This is a genomic window from Thauera sp. SWB20, from assembly GCF_000831325.1.
In the GTDB taxonomy this organism is placed as follows: domain Bacteria; phylum Pseudomonadota; class Gammaproteobacteria; order Burkholderiales; family Rhodocyclaceae; genus Thauera; species Thauera aminoaromatica.
In genome coordinates, this window is record NZ_JTDM01000021.1 from 75287 (window position 1) to 92019 (window position 16733).

Here is a 16733-nt window from a genome sequence, read left to right on the forward strand (position 1 = left end):
CGCCCCGCCCTTCGGCAACGCGAGCCCATGCAGCGCGGCTTCACCCTCGTCGAACTGCTGGTCGTGCTGGTGATCGTCGGCATCGCCGGCGGTGGCATCGCGCTCGCGCTCGACCGCGCCCAGGCCGACGACGGCGAGCACGAGGTCGAACGCCTGCGCCGCGCGCTCGAAGGCGCCGCCTATCGCGCCGAGCTGCGCGGCCGCGCGCTCGCGGTGGATTTCCTCCCCGACGGCTATCGCTTCAGTGAGCGCCAGCCCGACGGCGGCTGGAAGCGACTGGAGGCACCGCCGGAGTTCGCCCCGCGTGCCTTTTCCGGCGGCCTGCGCGTGGCCGCGCTGCGCGTGGGCCAGCGCGCGGGGCGGCAGGCGCTGCTGGCGGATTCGGGCGCAACGTCGCTCCCCGGCGCGGTCGCGCCCCCCGCGGGGGAGTCGCTCGCCGCCCCGGTCGCGGAAGGCGGGGGCGGGCGGAGGATCGTCTTCGGCACGCGCGCGCCGGCCTTCGAGCTGGAACTGGCCGAAGAGGGCATGCGCTACCGCATCGCCGGCCGCATCGACGGTCGTGTGGAGCGTCGGCCGGGCGCGGAGGCCGCACGATGACTCAGGCGCCGAATCGCAATCGGGCTCGCCCTCGCAACGCCGGACGCACGCGCGGCTTCACGCTGCTCGAGACCCTGGTCGCGCTCGCGATCGTGGCAATCGCACTGGTGTCGGCATTGCGCGCGATGGGCGCGACCGCGCAGTCCACCGCAGCCCTGCGCGAGCACACCCTGGCGAGCTGGGTCGCGCAGAACCGCCTGGCAATGCACCGTGCCACTGCGGCCTGGCCGGAGATCGGCGAGTACAGCGGCGAAGCCGAGCAGGCGCGCATGAGGATGCGCTGGGAGGAGAAAGTGAGCGGCACGCCCAACGCACTGTTTCGGCGTATCGACGTGCGCGTGCTCGACGCGAGCGGCGGGCGCACCCTCGCCACCCTGAGCGGCTTCGCCGTGCGTCCGCTGCGCTGAACGAGCCGATGCAGCCGTACCGCACTCCCCCCCCTGCCCTCGCCGCTCGTCGCCGCTCCGCGCGCCGTCGGGGCGCCGGCCTGACCCTGATCGAGCTGATGGTGGCGATGGCCTTGCTCGGCGTGATCGGCGTGCTCACCTGGCGCGCCACCAGCCAACTGGTGGATGGGCGAGAGCGCATCGGCGCCGAGCTCGCGCGCTGGCAGGCGGTGATGCACGCGAGCGCACTGATCGAGCGCGAGCTGATGCAGATCGCCCCGCCGGAGCTCGCCGACGGCACCGGCGCGACCGCAGCCGCCACGGGCGCGGCGCTCCCCGCGCTCGAACTCGAGGCCGAACCCGACGGCCACCGCAGCCGGCTCGCGTGGACGGTGGTCGGCGGCGAGCAGGGCTTCGGTCGGGTCGAACTCCTCCATCGGGATGGTCGCCTCGAAGCCCTCGTCTGGCCCGACCGCGAGGCGCGCGGCGAGGCGGTCCGGCTGCCGCTGCTCGATGGCGTCGCTGCCCTGCGCTGGCGCCTGATCGCGGCCGGCCAGCCGCACGCGCAGTGGCCCATCGCCGAGAGCCGAAGCCGCCGGCGCGGCCGCGTCGCGCTCGTCACGCCGCTGCCCGAGGCGGTCGAACTCACCCTGGAGCTCGCCGATGTCGGCCCGCTCACCCGCGTTTTCGCGCTGCGCTAGGCGGGCCGCGCAGCGCGGCGCCGCGGTGGTGCTCGCGCTGCTGACGGTCAGCTTCGCCGCCATGCTCGCCGCAGCCGCACTCGCCGATTTCGGCCACGGCCTGGCCATGCTCGGCGGCCGCCACGACCAGGCCCAGGCCTGGCAGCTCGGGCGCGCCGCGGTGGACTGGTCGCGCAACATCCTCGCCGACGATGCGCGCCGCACGTCCACCGATCATTTTGGGGAGATCTGGACCACCGCGATCCCCGTCACCGCGATCGGCAGCGATACCGGCGACGGCAGCGTGGGCGGGGCGATCCACGACCTCTCCGGGCGCTTCAACCTCAACGACCTCGCGCCCAACGGCCGCCCCGACACGCCGGCGATCGCCCGCTTCACCCGCCTGCTCGGTCTGGTGGGGATGGATGACGCGAGCGCGAACGCGACGGCCCGCGCGCTCGCAGCCCACCTGCAGGGCGGGACCGCCGAGCTCGGCACGGCCCCTGCCGCGGCCCCCGGCACGGCCCCCGACGAGCGCAGCGGCGGCGAGACGAACGCGAACGCGGGTGGCGGACGCGCGCTGGTCGAGACACGCGAGCTCGTCCTGCTCGGGCTGGTTCCCGCCGCGGCCTTCGCCACGCTCGAGCCCCACGTCGTCGCCGCGCCGCCCGGGGCGCCGATCAACATCAACACCGCAAGCGCGGAAGTGCTCGCCGCAGTGCTCGACAGCCTGAGCCTGGACGTCGCGCGCAACCTGGTCGCAGCACGCGAGCGTGCCTGGTTCCGCAACCTCGGCGACCTCGAAGGACGCCTGCCCGAAGGTGCTGCCCTGCCCGCCGGCCGCGTGCTCGACGTACGCAGCCGCTACTTCCTCGTCACCATCAGCGCCGCCTACGGCGACGCCTTACTGAACCTGCAGGCCATGCTCGACCGCGAGTCGAACTGGCCCGCCATCCTCTGGTACCACACGCCATGACCACCACCCTGATGCTGCTCGCCGGCGAGCGCTGGCCACAGGACCCGGTCGCCGACTGGGTGCTGCTCGACGCCGCACGCCGGCCGCTCGACCACGGGCGCAGCGATCCGCGCCACTGGCCCGCAGCCGATCGCCACGAGCTCGTCCTCGCCGGCAGCCTCGTGATCCGGCTCGAGCTCGAGCTGCCGCCGGCACCGAAGCGCGAGCAGCCGCAACTGATCCGCTACGCGCTCGAGAGCCATCTCGCGCGCGACCCCGACCTGCAGCATCTCACCGTCAGCGGCCGCGACCCGGCAAACGCGCGCGTCGGCGTGCTCGTTGTCGCGCGCAGCGAGCTCGCCACCCTGGTCGCGACCTGCAAGGCCCTCGGGCGACCGCTCGACGCGGTACGCAGCGCGCTGCAGCTCGCCCCGCCCGCCTCCGGCGAGTGGACGCTGGCGCTGCTGCCCGGCGCGACCGCGGTGCTGCGAACCGGCCTGCAGGCGGGCATGGCGCTCGACGCCGACAGCACGGACACGCTCGCAGAATGGCTCGCGCTGCAGCTCGACGCGACGCCCGCCGAGGCGCGCCCCACCCGGCTGGAAGTGCGCTCGACCACCGGCACCCCCATCCCCGAGACCCCTGCGCTTGCGGCGCGCATCGGGGTGGAGCTGCGCGAGGGTCCGACGCTGGATTGGTGGCGACTGGCGAACGACGCCGCCAACCTGCTGCACGGCGAGTTCGCGCCGGCGCATGGCGGCGACGGCTGGCGGCAGCTGCGCCGGCCGGCGCTGCTCGCCGCGGGCGCGGCAGGCGCGTGGTTGCTGGTGCAGGCGGCACTGGTCGCGATCGATGGCGGCGAGGAGCGCGCGCTGCGCGAACGCGGCGAGCGCCTGGCCGCCGAGGCCCTGCCCGGCCAGCCCCTGCTCGAACCGCGCATGCAACTGCGCCGCGCGCACGAACGCGCACTGCAGGTGCATGGGCAGCTCGCCGCCGGCGACCTCTTGGCCTTGCTCGACGCCGCGCTCGAAGCCGGCGCGCCGCAACCGCAAGCACTGCGCTACGAGGATGGCCGGCTCACGCTGGAGTTGGCCAGTGCGCCGCCCGCCGACCTCCTCGTCCGCCTCGACGCGCGTGGCCTCGCGGCGCGCGCGGAGGGCAGCCGCCTGCTCCTCGCCGCCCGCCCCTGAACGCCGATGACCGCCTCTTCGACCCCCGCCCTCGCTTCCGGCCGATCGCCGGCCCTCTCGCCGATTGCGCGCCTGCGCGCCTGGTATGCCGCATGCGCCCCGCGCGAGCGCCGGATGCTCGTGCTCGCCGTCGCAGTCGTGCTCAGCGGCGCCCTGATCTCCACGGCCGAGCAGCTCGCCGCCGAACGTGAACGGCTCGCACGCAGCTTGCCGGCGGCGCGCCTGGCCTACCTCGGCATGGAACAGGACAGCCTGGGCCTGGCCGCACTGCGCGAGCGCCCCACGCCGACCGCGCCCCCGCTCGCGGCCCTGCCCGACTCGATCCGCGCCGCCGCCAGCGCACGCGGCATCGAGGCCGCGGCGCGGATCGCCGGCGACCGGGTGGAAGTCGGCGGCCGTACCACCCTGCCTGCGCTCGTGGACTGGCTCGCCACCCTGCACGCCGAGCAGCGCCTGCGTCCGACGCGACTGGAGTTGCAAGCCGCCGGTACCGACGGGCTGGCGCGCTTCGACGCCATGTTCGAGGTGGGCGGACAGTGAAGTTCGCCACCGGCGCAGCCATCTTCGCCGCGAGCGTGGTGGCACTGCTCGTCGCAAGCGCGCCCGCGCGGCTGCTCGACGCAGCGCTCGATCATGCCAGCGCAGGGCGCTTCCGCCTGGTGCTGGCCGAGGGCACGCTGTGGAACGGCCAGGGACGTCTCGCAAGCGCGGACAGCAGCGCATCGCTGAGCCCGATCACCCGCCTGCGCTGGGCGTTCGAGCCCTCCGCGCTGGCGGGTGCGCGGCTACGCTGGCAGCTGACCATCGACGGCGGCGCCCCCGCCACGCTGGAGATCGATCCTGGCGGCGTCGCCCTGCAGCGCCTCGCGGTGCAGCTGCCGCCCGCCACCGCGTTCGCCGCAGTTCCCCATGCGATCGCGCGCGCCGGTTGGCGCGGCGTCCTCGAGCTGAACGTTCCCGCGCTCGCCTGCGGCTGGGGCGGACGCTGCGCGGGCACGCTGCAGGCGGAGTGGCGCGCCGGCGGCGTGGACATCCTGCCCGGCCAGGCGCTCGGCGACCATCGCATCGTCGCCGCGATCGCAGCGCCGGTGACGACGCTGGAGATCAGCGCCCTGCGCGGGCGCGCGCTCGCCGTGAATGGCAAGGTGGAACTCTCGGGCGGGCAGCGCCCGCGCGTCGATCTCGATGTCGGCGGCGATCCCCGGCTGCTTGGCCGCCTGGAAGGCATGCTCGCGGAGCTGCGCCCGACACGCGACGGCGAGCGCATGCGGATCCGTTTCTGAATCACCCCCCGCCGCACTCCGCCGCGTGCGCGGGATCGCCCTCGTCGAAGCGTAAGAAACCCTTCACGCCCGCGTAATCCGGCGCAGGAAAACTCGTGGCTTTTCCGACCCTGCATCCGGAGTGATGAAGCAATGAAGAAGCCCGATACGCTCGACGACCTTCCGACCAACCTCTCGGCCAACGAGCACTTCCAGTCCGTCGTGGAGCGTGCGGTCAGCCGCCGCGGCTTCCTGAAGAGCGGCCTGGGCCTCTCGGCCGTCACCTTCCTGTCGGGCTCGCTCGCTGCCTGTACCTCGGACGACGACACGCCCGTGGCCGGCACCCCGACCGCCGGGACGCCCCCTGCGCCTGCACCTGCCGCGGGGCCGCTCCTCGGCTTCGCCGCCGTCGCCACATCGAGCGGCGATGCGATCGTCGTCCCCGCGGGCTATTCGGCGCAGATCTTCACTCCCTGGGGATCGCCGCTGTTCAGCGACTCCCCCGCATGGCGAGCGGACGGCACCAACACCGGTGAAGAGCAGGCTCGCCAGGTCGGCGACAACCACGACGGGATGAGCTACTTCCCGATCGACGGATCGAACGAAGGCCTCCTGGTGATGAACCACGAGTACTGCAACTACGAGTATCTGTTCGGCGCCGAATTCATGACGCCGTGGACGGCGGACAAGGTCTCCAAGGCGCTCAACGCGCATGGGGTCTCGGTCCTCCACGTCAAGAAGAACGGCGCGGGGCGCTGGGAAGTCCACATCGGCTCGCCGTACAACCGCCGGATCACCGGCAAGACGCCGATGACGCTGACCGGCCCCGCCGCCGGCGACGCCCTCCTGCGCACCACGGCGGACCCCAGTGGCCTCAACGTCTTGGGAACGCTGAACAACTGCGCCAACGGCAAGACGCTGTGGAACACCTACCTGACCTGCGAAGAGAACTTCAACGGCTATTTCGCCACCGCAGCGAGCCCGGCACCGACGCGCAGCGCGGCCTTCGTCCGCTACGGCATCAGCGCCGGCGGTTCCGGCTACCGCTGGCACGAGCATGAGGACCGCTTCGACTACGCCAAGGAACCCAACGAGGCCAACCGCTTCGGCTGGGTCGTCGAGATCAATCCCTTCGAGCCCGGCTCCACGCCGAAGAAGCGCACCGCGCTCGGCCGCTTCAAGCATGAAAACGCCGAGATGAGGCTCGCCGCAGACAAGCGCGTGGTCGTCTACATGGGCGACGACCAGGCCAACGATTACATCTACAAGTTCGTGTCCGATGGCGTTTTCGACGCAAGCCGTGGGCTTGCAAACGGCAACCTGCTCGACGCTGGCAAGCTGTATGTGGCCAAATTCGACGCCGGCGCGGCCAGCGGCGACTTCATGGGTGTGGGGGAATGGCTGCTGCTCGACAAGGCGGCCAACCCCACGCTGGCGGCAGACGCCCGCTTCGCCACCCAGGCCGAAGTCCTGATCCACGCCCGCCTCGCCGCCGACGCCGTCGGTGCGACGAAGATGGATCGCCCGGAGTGGATCACCACGCATCCGCAAACCGGCGAGGTCTATTGTGCCCTGACCAACAACTCCGGCAGGACCACGACGGACGAGGCGAACCCGCGCGCACAGAACCGCTACGGACAGATCGTGCGCTGGCGCGAGGCCGGCGACGACGCCGCCGCGATGACTTTCGAGTGGGATCTCTTCGTGCTCGCAGGCAACCCGGTGGCTTACCCCGACCGCCAGGACCTGCGCTCCGGTTCCGCGAACGTATCCGCCGACAACACCTTCAACAGCCCCGACGGCATCGGCTTCGACGGCGCGGGCCGGCTGTGGATCCAGACCGACGGAAACTTCTCGAATAGCGGCGACTACGCGGGCCAGGGCAACAACCAGATGCTGGTTGCCGACCCCGAGAGCAAGGAGATCCGCCGCTTCCTGGTCGGACCTTCGGGCTGCGAGATCACCGGCCTTGCATTCTCCCCCGACTACCGGACCATGTTCATCAACGTGCAACATCCCGGCGAGGCCGGTTCGCATCCGCGCGCACCGGACGCGAGCATGCGCGGGAGCCTGTCGATGGACGAGTATCTTGCGCAGAACCCGCTCGCGTTCAGTCAGTGGCCCGAGGCCGGCGGCGGTCGCCCACGCTCGGCGACCGTCGTGATCACGAAGGATGACGGGGGCGTGGTCGGCTCCTGATCCCACGGCGGGACGAACAGGGCGGCGCGAGCGCTCGGGGGACACGCCCGCGCCGCCCTGGTTGTCCAAGGGCCGGACGCGCGCCCAAGCGACGCCCATCGCGGCGGACGGGCGCCGCGCCCCTACTATTCGGTGCGGTGCGGCTCGGCGAGGTAGTCGCGGGTGCGCATCTCGATCAGGCGGCTCACCGTGCGCACGAACTCGTGGGCGTTGTGGCCCTCGGTGTAGAGGTCGTGCGCCTCGACGGCCGCGCTCATGATGAGCTTGACGCGGTGGTCGTAGAGCACGTCGATCAGCCAGGTGAAGCGGCGTGCCTCGGAGGCGTTGCCGACCAGCATCTTGGGCACGTTCGACAGGATCACCGTGTGGTGCTCGCGCGCGATCTCGAGGTAGTCGTTCTGCGAGCGCGGGCCGCCGCACAGGCTGGCGAAGTCGAACCAGATCACCCCCGGGGCCTGGCGCACCACGTCGATGTTGCGCCCGAGGATCTCGACGCTGCCGCCGCGGCCCTCGCTCGCGGCGAGGCGGCGGAAGTCCTCGGCCATCTTGCGCTTGGCCGCGTCGTCGTGCGGCACGAGGTAGATCTCCATCTTCTCGAGCGTGCGCAGGCGATAGTCGGTGCCGTGATCCACCTCGATGACGTCGAAGCGCTGCTTGATCTTCTCGATCGTGGGCAGGAAGTTGATGCGCATCAGGCCGTTGGGATAGAGGCCGTCGGGTGGATAGTTCGAGGTCATCACGAAGATCACGCCGCGGTCGAAGAGCGCGTCGAGGAGCCGCCCCAGGATCATCGCGTCGGCGATGTCGGAGACATGGAACTCGTCGAAGCACAGCAGCCGGGTGTGCTCGGAGATGCGGTCGGCGACCTTCTGCAGCGGATCGGGTGCGTTGTTGAACTTGCGCAGGTCGTTCTGCACCTCCTGCATGAAGGCGTGGAAGTGCACCCGGCGCTTGCGGCGATACGGCACCGAGTCGTAGAAGCAGTCCATCAGGAAGCTCTTGCCGCGCCCCACGCCACCCCAGAAGTAGACGCTGCGCGGCATCTTGGGCTTGTTCAGGAACTGCTTGATGCGGCTGCCCTGGCGCGCCGCCTTGAAGCCGACGAGCTCGGTGTACAGGCCCTGCAGGCGCTGTGCTGCGGCGCGCTGGGCGGGATCGGACTGGTAGCCGCGCGTCTTCAGCAGGGCTTCGTAGGCGTCGATCATCCCGTGCTGGGGAACGTTCAGGATGCGGTGAGGCATAGGAAATCGGTCAGGAGCGTTGATCGGAGGACTGCAGGTTAACGCAAAAAGGGGTGGGCGCAGGGAAGCCCCCGCACCTCACCCCTCACAGCTCACGCCCCGCTCAGAAGTGCAGCGGACGCTTGTCGCAGGCGAGCGCGGCCTCGTGCACCACTTCCGACAGGGTCGGGTGGGCGTGGCAGATGCGCGCCAGGTCTTCCGAGCAGCCGGCGAACTCCATCGCCACCACGGCTTCGGAGATCAGCTCCGACGCGTTGGCGCCGATGATGTGCACGCCGAGGATGCGGTCGGTAGTGGCGTCGGCCAGCATCTTGACGAAGCCGGTGGAGTCGCCCATGCCGAGCGCGCGGCCGTTGGCCAGGAAGGGGATCTTGCCGACCTTGTAGGCCACGCCGGCGGCCTTCAACTGCTGCTCGGTCTTGCCGACCCAGGCGATCTCGGGGCTGGTGTACAGCACCCAGGGCACGGTGTCGAAGTTGCAGTGGCCGGCCTGGCCCGCCATCAGCTCGGCGACCATGACCGCCTCTTCCATCGCCTTGTGCGCGAGCATCGGGCCGCGCACCACGTCGCCCACCGCCCACACGCCGGGCAGGTTGGTCTTGCAGTGGTCGTCCACCTCGATCTGGCCGCGCTCGTTGAGCTTGAGCCCGACGGCTTCGGCGTTGAGGCCCTGGGTGTTGGGCACGCGGCCGACGGAGACGATCAGGCGGTCGGCTTCGAGCTTCTGCTCGGCGCCGTCCTTGTCCCTGTAGGCGATGCTGACGCCCTTCTTGCCCACCTTGACCTCACCGATGGTGACGCCGAGGTTGAACTTGAGGCCCTGCTTGGTGAAGACCTTCAGCGCTTCCTTGGCCACGTCCTGGTCGGCGAGCGAGAGGAACTCGGGCATGGCTTCGAGCACCGTGACCTCGGCACCGAGGCGACGCCACACCGAGCCCATCTCGAGGCCGATGACGCCGGCGCCGATGACGGCAAGCTTCTTCGGCACCGCGTCGAGGTCGAGCGCGCCGACGTTGTCGCAGACGATCTTGTTGTCGACCGGCACGCCCGGCAGGTGGCGCGGGGCCGAGCCGGTGGCGACGATGACCTGCTTGGCGGTGACGAGCTCTTCGCCGACCTGGACCTGCCAGCCGGCGTCGGCCTTGCCGACGAAGGCGCCGTGGCCGTTGAGCAGGGTGACCTTGTTCTTCTTGAACAGGCCCTTGATGCCGCCGGTGAGCTGGTCGACGATGCCCGACTTGCGGGCGATCATCTTGGGCACGTCGATCTTGGGCGTGCCGACGCTGATGCCCTGGCCTTCGAAGGCGTGGCCGGCTTCCTCGAACAGGTGCGAGGTGTGCAGCAGCGCCTTGGAGGGAATGCAGCCGACGTTCAGGCAGGTGCCGCCGAGGCGCGGCTCGCCCTTCGGGTCGGCGTAGGGATTGGATTCGCAGCAGGCGGTCTTGAAGCCGAGCTGCGCGGCACGGATCGCGGCGACGTAGCCGCCGGGGCCGCCGCCGATGACGAGGACGTCGAATTCTTTGGACATTGGGTTACCCGTGAGGAGTTGAGAGTCAGGAGTCGGGTGCGAACAGGCGCCCTGCGGGCGCCCAGGCAAGGCGAACCGCGAGGCATGGAGCGCTCACCGCTCCTTGCGCCTCGCGCCTCGCACCTTACGTCCGCTCACACATCCAGGATCAGGCGAGCCGGATCTTCCAGCGCTTCCTTCATCGTCACCAGGCCGAGCACCGCCTCGCGACCGTCGATGATGCGGTGGTCGTAGGACATGGCCAGATAGTTGATCGGACGAACCACGACCTGGCCGTTCTCGACCACGGCACGATCCTTGGTGGCGTGGATGCCGAGGATGGCCGACTGCGGCGGGTTGATGATCGGGGTCGACATCATCGAGCCGAACACGCCGCCGTTGGAGATCGAGAAGGTGCCGCCGGAGAGGTCGTCGAGCGAGAGCTTGCCGTCCTTGGCCTTCTGGCCGAACTCGGCGATCTTCAGTTCGATCTCGGCAATCGACATGGTCTCGGCGTTGCGCAGGATCGGCACCACCAGGCCGCGCGGCGAGCCGACCGCGATGCCGATGTCGATGTAGCCGTGGTAGACGATGTCGTTGCCATCGACCGAGGCGTTCAGGATCGGGAACTTCTTCAGCGCGGCCACGGCCGCCTTGACGAAGAAGCCCATGAAACCGAGACGGACACCGTGCGCCTTCTCGAACTTGTCGCCGTACTGCTTGCGCAGGGCCATGACGGGCGCCATGTTGACCTCGTTGAACGTGGTCAGGATGGCGTTCTCGTTCTTCGACTGGATCAGGCGCTCGGCGATGCGGGCACGCAGGCGGGTCATCGGCACGCGCTCTTCAGGACGGTCGCCGGTGAGCTGCACCGCGGCCGACGCCGCGGCTGCGGCGGCCTTGGGCTGGGCGGCGACGGCATCTTCCTTGGTCACGCGACCGCCACGGCCGGAGCCGGCGACGTCGCCGGCGGCGATGCCCTTCTCGTCGAGGATCTTGCGCGCGGCCGGGCTGGCGGCGCCGGCGGCACCGGACGCCGCCGCAGCGGCGGCGGGTGCGGCCGCAGCCGGGGCTGCGGCCGGAGCCGCGGCGGCGGCGGCGGCCTTGGCTTCGGTGTCGATCTGGGCGATCAGCTCACCCGAGGTCACGGTGTCGCCACCCTGCTTGATGATCTTCACCAGAACACCGTCGGCCGGGGCCGGGGTCTCGAGCACGACCTTGTCGGTCTCGATGTCGATCAGGTTCTCGTCGCGCGCGACCGCGTCGCCTTCCTTCTTGTGCCAGGTGACCAGCGTGGCTTCGGAAACCGACTCGGACAGCTGCGGTACTTTGACTTCGATCAGCATGGATTTCTCTCCCTAGGTATTTTTCAGTGCGGGGACTGCGGCGTGGTGTCCTGGATCGGACCGAAGGCGTTTTCGAGGACCGCCTTTTGTTGCGCGTTGTGCTTGGCGTAGTAGCCGACCGCGGGCGAGGCGGCGGCCGGGCGGCTCACCAGCAGCAGACGGCGCTTGGTGCCGAGCACGTTGACCAGGTGCTGGCGCGAGGCGAGCCAGTACCACGCGCCCTGGTTGCGCGGCTCTTCCTGGGCCCAGACGATCTCCTTGGCGTTCGGGAACTGCTCGATCGCCTTGGCGAAGGCCTCGGTCGGGAACGGATAGAGCTGCTCGATGCGGACCAGCGCGGTGTCGGTGATCTTGTTCTCGCGGCGATGGGCGAGGAGCTCGTAATAGATCTTGCCCTGGCACAGAACCACGCGCTTGACCTTCTTGGCGTCGAGCTTCTCGACCTCGGGGATCACCGTCTGGAAGCTGCCGTTGGCCAGTTCCTCGATCGAGGAAATCGCCTCCTTGTGACGCAGCAGCGACTTCGGCGTGATGATGATCAGCGGCTTGCGCACCTTGCGGATCGCCTGGCGGCGCAGCAGGTGGAAGATCTGCGCCGGGGTGGTCGGCACGCAGATCTGCCAGTTGTGCTCGGCAGCGTTGTTCATGTAGCGCTCGAGACGGGCGGACGAGTGCTCGGGGCCCTGGCCCTCGTAGCCGTGCGGCAGCATCAGCGTGAGACCGCACAGGCGACCCCACTTGGCCTCGCCCGAGCTGATGAACTGGTCGAGCACGACCTGGGCGCCGTTGACGAAGTCGCCGAACTGGGCTTCCCAGATGACGAGCTCGTTGGGCTCGGTGGTGGCGTAGCCGTATTCGAAGGCGAGCACGCCCTCCTCCGACAACACCGAGTCGTAGCTCTGGAAGCGGGCCTGGCCGTCCTGGATGTGGTCGAGCGGCTTGTAGATGCCTTCGTCCCAGCGCTCGCGCTTCTGGTCGTGCAGCACGGCGTGGCGATGGAAGAAGGTGCCGCGGCCGACGTCCTCGCCGGAGAGGCGCACGCCGTAGCCCTGCGCCAGCAGGCTGGCGTAGGCCAGGTTCTCGCCCATGCCCCAGTCGAAGGGCGCTTCGCCACGCCCCATCGCGGCGCGGTCGTCGATGATCTTCTTGACGCGCGAGTGCAGCGTGAAGTTCGCCGGGATGGTACTCAGGCGCTCGGACAGGCGCTTGATCTCCTGCACCGGCACCGTGGTGTCGCACTCGTCGGTGTAGGGCTGCTTGATGTAGGGCGTCCAGTCCGCGGCGAACTGGCGGTTGTGGCCGGAGAGCACCGGGTTGTAGAGCAGCTGGCCCTTGTCGAGATGCTCGCGGTACTCGGCGATCATCTGGTCGGGCTCCTCGGCCTTCAGGGTGCCCTCGGCGACCAGGCGCTCGGCGTAGAGCTTGCGGGTGCCGGGGTGCTTCTGGATGGTGCGGTACATCAGCGGCTGCGTCACCATCGGCTCGTCCTGCTCGTTGTGGCCGAGCTTGCGGAAGCAGATGATGTCGACCACGACGTCCTTCTTGAACTCCTGGCGGAATTCGACCGCCAGCGCGGTGACCAGGGCCACGGCCTCGGGATCGTCGCCATTGACGTGGAAGATCGGCGCCTCGACCATCTTGAAGATGTCGGTGCAGTAAAGCGAGGAACGGTAGTCGCGCGGGTCGGACGTGGTGAAGCCGATCTGGTTGTTGACGACCAGGTGCACCGTGCCGCCCGTGCCGTAGCCGCGAGTCTGCGAGAAGTTGAGCATTTCCTGGTTAACGCCCTGGCCGGCCACGGCGGCGTCGCCGTGGATCAGCACCGGCAGCACCTGCTTCTTGTCGGCGTCGCCGCGACGGACCTGGCGGGCATACACCGAGCCCTCGACCACCGGGTTGATGATCTCGAGGTGCGAGGGGTTGAACGCGAGCGTCAGGTGCATCGGGCCGCCCGGGGTCATCACGTCGCTCGAGAAGCCCATGTGGTACTTCACGTCGCCGGCGGTGAGGTCGGCCGCGGCCTTGCCCTCGAACTCCGAGAACAGCATCGAGGGCGACTTGCCCAGGGTGTTGACGAGCACGTTGAGGCGGCCGCGGTGGGCCATGCCGATCACGCTTTCCTGCACACCCAGGCTGCCGGCGACGCGGATCAGTTCGTCCATCGCGACGATGGCCGACTCGCCGCCTTCGAGCGAGAAGCGCTTCTGGCCGACGTAGCGGGTGTGCAGATAGCGCTCCAGGGTCTCGGCCGCGGTGGTGCGCTCGAGGATGCGCTTCTTCATCTCCGCCGAGAACTTCGGCGTACCGCGCAGGCTCTCGAGGCGGCTTTGGATCCAGCGCTTCTGACCGATGTCGGTCATGTACATGTACTCGGCGCCGATCGAGCCGCAGTAGGTCTGGCGCAGCGCCTCGAGGATCTCGCGCAGGGTGGCGCGCTCGGTGCTGAAGCCGTGGAAGGAGCCGACGTTGAAGCTCTTGGAGAGATCGGCTTCGGTGAAGCCGTAATAGGACGGCTCGAGCTCGGCGATCTGCGGGCGCTCGGTGCGCTTGAGCGGATCGAGGTTGGCCCAGCGGTTGCCGAGGAAGCGGTAGGCGTTGATCAGTTGCAGCACGGAGACCTGCTGCTTGTCCTCGCCGGCGGTGACGATGGTGCGCACCGGGCCGCGCTTGGCCATCTGCTCGAAGGCGGCAATGACCGGACCATGCGGCACGTCGCGCGCGGCAGCGCCGACCTGAGCCTGCAGCTTGTCGAAATATTCGCGCCACTCGGCGGACACCGAGGCCGGATCGGCGAGGTAGTTTTCGTACTGCTCTTCGATGAACGGCGCGTTCGAGCCGAACAAGTGCGAAGTCTGTTCGAGTTGCTTCATCATGGGATAAGCACCTGTGGTGTTCTGTTGCCCTGTTTTCGGGTGCGGGAGTGCAGCCGACGCGTCGATGCCGATGGAAAAACGGGATGGCCGCGCACGCGCAACCACCCCGTCACCGTCAGTCGCGGCGGATCCTGCAACCCCTCTTCATCGTCTCTTACGGACGCTGCGCGAGCGCCGGCACGTCACGACGCGCGGTGCCGACGTAGAGCTGGCGCGGACGGCCGATCTTGTACTCCGGATCGGTGATCATCTCTTCCCACTGCGTGATCCAGCCCACGGTGCGGGCGAGCGCGAAGATGCAGGTAAACATCGAGGTCGGGATGCCGAGCGCCTTCTGCACGATGCCCGAGTAGAAGTCGACGTTCGGGTAGAGCTTCTTCTCCACGAAGTACGGGTCTTCCAGCGCGATCCTCTCGAGCTCCATCGCCAGCTTGAAGAGTCGGTCGTTCTCGAGGCCGAGTTCGGTCAGCACTTCGTTGCAGACCTTCTGCATCAGCTTCGCGCGCGGGTCGAAGTTCTTGTAGACACGGTGACCGAAGCCCATCAGCTTGAAGCTGTCGTTCTTGTCCTTGGCACGCGCGATGTACTCGCCCACGCGAGACACATCCCCGATCTCTTCCAGCATGTTCAGGCAGGCTTCGTTCGCGCCGCCGTGCGCCGGGCCCCACAGGCAGGCGATGCCCGCCGAGATGCAGGCGAAGGGGTTCGCACCCGAGGAGCCGGCGAGGCGGACGGTCGAGGTCGAGGCGTTCTGCTCGTGGTCCGCGTGCAGCGTGAAGATCACGTCGAGCGCACGCACCAGCACCGGGTTCGGCTCGTACTTCTCGCACGGGGTGCCGAACATCATGTGCATGAAGTTCGCGGTGTAGTCGAGGTCGTTGCGCGGGTACATGAAGGGCTCGCCCTTGTTGTACTTGTAGGCCATCGCGACGATCGTCGGCAGCTTGGCGATCAGACGGTTGATCGACACGCTGCGGTGCTCGGCGTCGGAGAAGTCCATCGCGTCGTGGTAGAAGGCGGAAAGCGCGCCGACCACACCGACCATGACCGCCATCGGATGCGCATCGCGACGGAAGCCAGAGTAGAACTTCGTCATCTGGTCGTGCAGCATCGTGTGGTTCTTGATGGTGTTCTCGAACGTGGTCTTCTGCGAAGCGTTCGGGAGGTCACCGTTCTTCAGGAGGTAGGCGACCTCCAGGAAGTTGCACTTCTCGGCGAGTTGTTCGATCGGGTAGCCGCGGTACAGCAGCTCACCCTTGTCACCGTCGATGAAGGTGATCTTCGACTTGCAACTCGCAGTCGACAGGAAGCCGGAGTCGTAGGTGAAGAGGCCGGTCTTGCCGCCCAGGGTACGGATGTCGATGACGTCCTGGCCGTGGGTGCCGGTCATGACCGGGAATTCGACGGTCTTGCCATCGACGGTAAGGGTTGCAGTGCGTTCAGTGCTCATAGATCGTCCCTTCTACTTGCCGGTTTAACTGCCTTTGGTCTCTTGTAGGACCGATACTGCCGCGTCAGCCCTGACGCAACAGTCCGATCATCTCCTTCCAGCGGTCGTTCTCGCATGCCTTGCTGCCATTGACCCACGCCCAGATGTCATAGTCGTCGCAGCGCAGCAGGTCGTCCAGATCCGCCAGCTGATCGTCGGTGAGACGATCGAAATGCCGCTCTAGAAAGCGCGTGAACACCAGGTCGAGCTCGAGCAGCGCCCTCCGGCACTGCCAGCGCACGCGCCCCCTGTTGATGGTCATCGACTGAGCCCGCCCTTAGATCGCACGGCGGACCATCATGTCCTTGATCTTGCCGATCGCGCGGGTCGGGTTGAGACCCTTCGGACAGACATCGACGCAGTTCATGATGGAGTGGCAGCGGAACAGGCGATACGGGTCCTCGAGGTTGTCGAGGCGCGCACCGGTGTCCTGGTCGCGGGTGTCGGCGAGGAAGCGGTAGGCCGCAAGCAGGCCGGCGGGGCCGACGAACTTGTCGGGGTTCCACCAGAACGACGGGCAGGACGTGGAGCAGCACGCGCACAGGATGCACTCGTAGAGCCCGTTGAGCTCCTCGCGATCCTCCGGCGACTGCAGACGCTCGCGCTCGGGAGGAGGATCGTTGTTCACCAGGTAGGGCTTGATCGAGTGGTACTGCTTGAAGAACTGGGTCATATCCACGATCAGGTCGCGGATGACCGGCAGGCCAGGCAGCGGACGCAGCGTGATCGGCTGCTGCAGGCTGTCAACGTCGGTCAGGCAGGCCAGGCCGTTCTTGCCGTTGATGTTCATCGCGTCGGAACCGCACACGCCCTCGCGGCAGGAACGACGGAAGGACATCGAGTCATCCTTGGCGCGCAGGCGGACCAGCGCGTCGAGCAGCTTCTTGTCGGACGGCTCGAGCTCGACCGAGATGTCCTGCATGTAGGGCTTCTCGTCCTTGTCCGGATCGTAGCGGTAAATCTTGAAATGAACGGTACGCTTGCTCATGAATTTTTTCTCCCGGACGC

15 protein-coding genes are annotated in these 16733 nt (G+C 68.6%); 8 read left to right on the plus strand and 7 right to left on the minus strand.

Going from position 1 to position 16733, the window contains the following annotated elements; all coding sequences use genetic code 11:
- The first annotated feature begins 27 nt into the window (after nt 1–27).
- The 8 genes from PO78_RS21980 (at nt 28) to PO78_RS17845 (ending at nt 7269) form a co-directional block, all read left to right on the plus strand.
- A complete protein-coding gene (locus PO78_RS21980) occupies nt 28–597 on the plus strand; it encodes a prepilin-type N-terminal cleavage/methylation domain-containing protein (protein WP_052484452.1) in 570 nt (189 codons plus the stop codon).
- A complete protein-coding gene (gene gspI / locus PO78_RS17815) occupies nt 594–1004 on the plus strand; it encodes a type II secretion system minor pseudopilin GspI (protein ID WP_052484453.1) in 411 nt (136 codons plus the stop codon). The genes PO78_RS21980 and gspI overlap by 4 nt, the downstream gene beginning before the upstream one ends.
- Before the next feature lie 8 nt (nt 1005–1012).
- Nucleotides 1013–1684 carry a type II secretion system protein GspJ gene (locus PO78_RS17820; RefSeq protein WP_043745723.1) on the plus strand — a complete coding sequence of 224 codons (672 nt, stop codon included), beginning with the start codon at nt 1013–1015 and terminating at the stop codon, nt 1682–1684.
- Nucleotides 1647–2639: a type II secretion system minor pseudopilin GspK gene (gene gspK, locus PO78_RS17825; RefSeq protein WP_043745725.1), complete on the plus strand. Its 993-nt coding sequence runs from the start codon at nt 1647–1649 to the stop codon at nt 2637–2639. Before PO78_RS17820 ends, gspK begins: the two co-directional genes overlap by 38 nt.
- Nucleotides 2636–3808, plus strand: coding sequence for a type II secretion system protein GspL (gene gspL / locus PO78_RS17830; RefSeq protein WP_043745727.1), 1173 nt, complete (start codon nt 2636–2638; stop codon nt 3806–3808). Before gspK ends, gspL begins: the two co-directional genes overlap by 4 nt.
- 6 nt (nt 3809–3814) lie before the next feature.
- A complete protein-coding gene (gspM, locus tag PO78_RS21985) occupies nt 3815–4348 on the plus strand; it encodes a type II secretion system protein GspM (protein WP_049766913.1) in 534 nt (177 codons plus the stop codon).
- A complete protein-coding gene (gene gspN / locus PO78_RS17840) occupies nt 4345–5091 on the plus strand; it encodes a type II secretion system protein N (protein ID WP_012585551.1) in 747 nt (248 codons plus the stop codon). Before gspM ends, gspN begins: the two co-directional genes overlap by 4 nt.
- Before the next feature lie 132 nt (nt 5092–5223).
- A complete protein-coding gene (locus tag PO78_RS17845) occupies nt 5224–7269 on the plus strand; it encodes a PhoX family protein (protein WP_043745729.1) in 2046 nt (681 codons plus the stop codon).
- 125 nt (nt 7270–7394) lie between these two features.
- Here PO78_RS17845 and zapE read toward each other — a convergent pair whose 3' ends face one another.
- From zapE to PO78_RS17880, 7 genes are all read right to left on the minus strand, one after another.
- Nucleotides 7395–8510, minus strand: coding sequence for a cell division protein ZapE (gene zapE / locus PO78_RS17850; protein WP_004324185.1), 1116 nt, complete (start codon nt 8508–8510; stop codon nt 7395–7397).
- Nucleotides 8511–8613: 103 nt separating this feature from the next.
- Nucleotides 8614–10038, minus strand: a complete 1425-nt coding sequence (gene lpdA, locus PO78_RS17855) for a dihydrolipoyl dehydrogenase (protein ID WP_012585553.1) — start codon at nt 10036–10038, stop codon at nt 8614–8616.
- A gap of 134 nt (nt 10039–10172) precedes the next feature.
- A complete protein-coding gene (gene odhB / locus PO78_RS17860) occupies nt 10173–11363 on the minus strand; it encodes a 2-oxoglutarate dehydrogenase complex dihydrolipoyllysine-residue succinyltransferase (RefSeq protein WP_012585554.1) in 1191 nt (396 codons plus the stop codon).
- A gap of 23 nt (nt 11364–11386) precedes the next feature.
- Nucleotides 11387–14236: a 2-oxoglutarate dehydrogenase E1 component gene (locus PO78_RS17865; protein WP_004303366.1), complete on the minus strand. Its 2850-nt coding sequence runs from the start codon at nt 14234–14236 to the stop codon at nt 11387–11389.
- Between the two features lie 154 nt (nt 14237–14390).
- Nucleotides 14391–15686, minus strand: coding sequence for a citrate synthase (gene gltA / locus PO78_RS17870; RefSeq protein ID WP_004303363.1), 1296 nt, complete (start codon nt 15684–15686; stop codon nt 14391–14393).
- A 64-nt stretch (nt 15687–15750) separates the two neighbouring features.
- The gene (locus tag PO78_RS17875) at nt 15751–15987 is read right to left on the minus strand and encodes an FAD assembly factor SdhE (protein ID WP_004303361.1); all 237 of its coding nucleotides are present in this window, start codon (nt 15985–15987) and stop codon (nt 15751–15753) included.
- 15 nt (nt 15988–16002) lie between these two features.
- On the minus strand, nt 16003–16713 hold the full coding sequence (locus PO78_RS17880) for a succinate dehydrogenase iron-sulfur subunit (protein ID WP_004303359.1): 711 nt from the start codon (nt 16711–16713) through the stop codon (nt 16003–16005).
- Between the last annotated feature and the right edge of the window lie 20 nt (nt 16714–16733).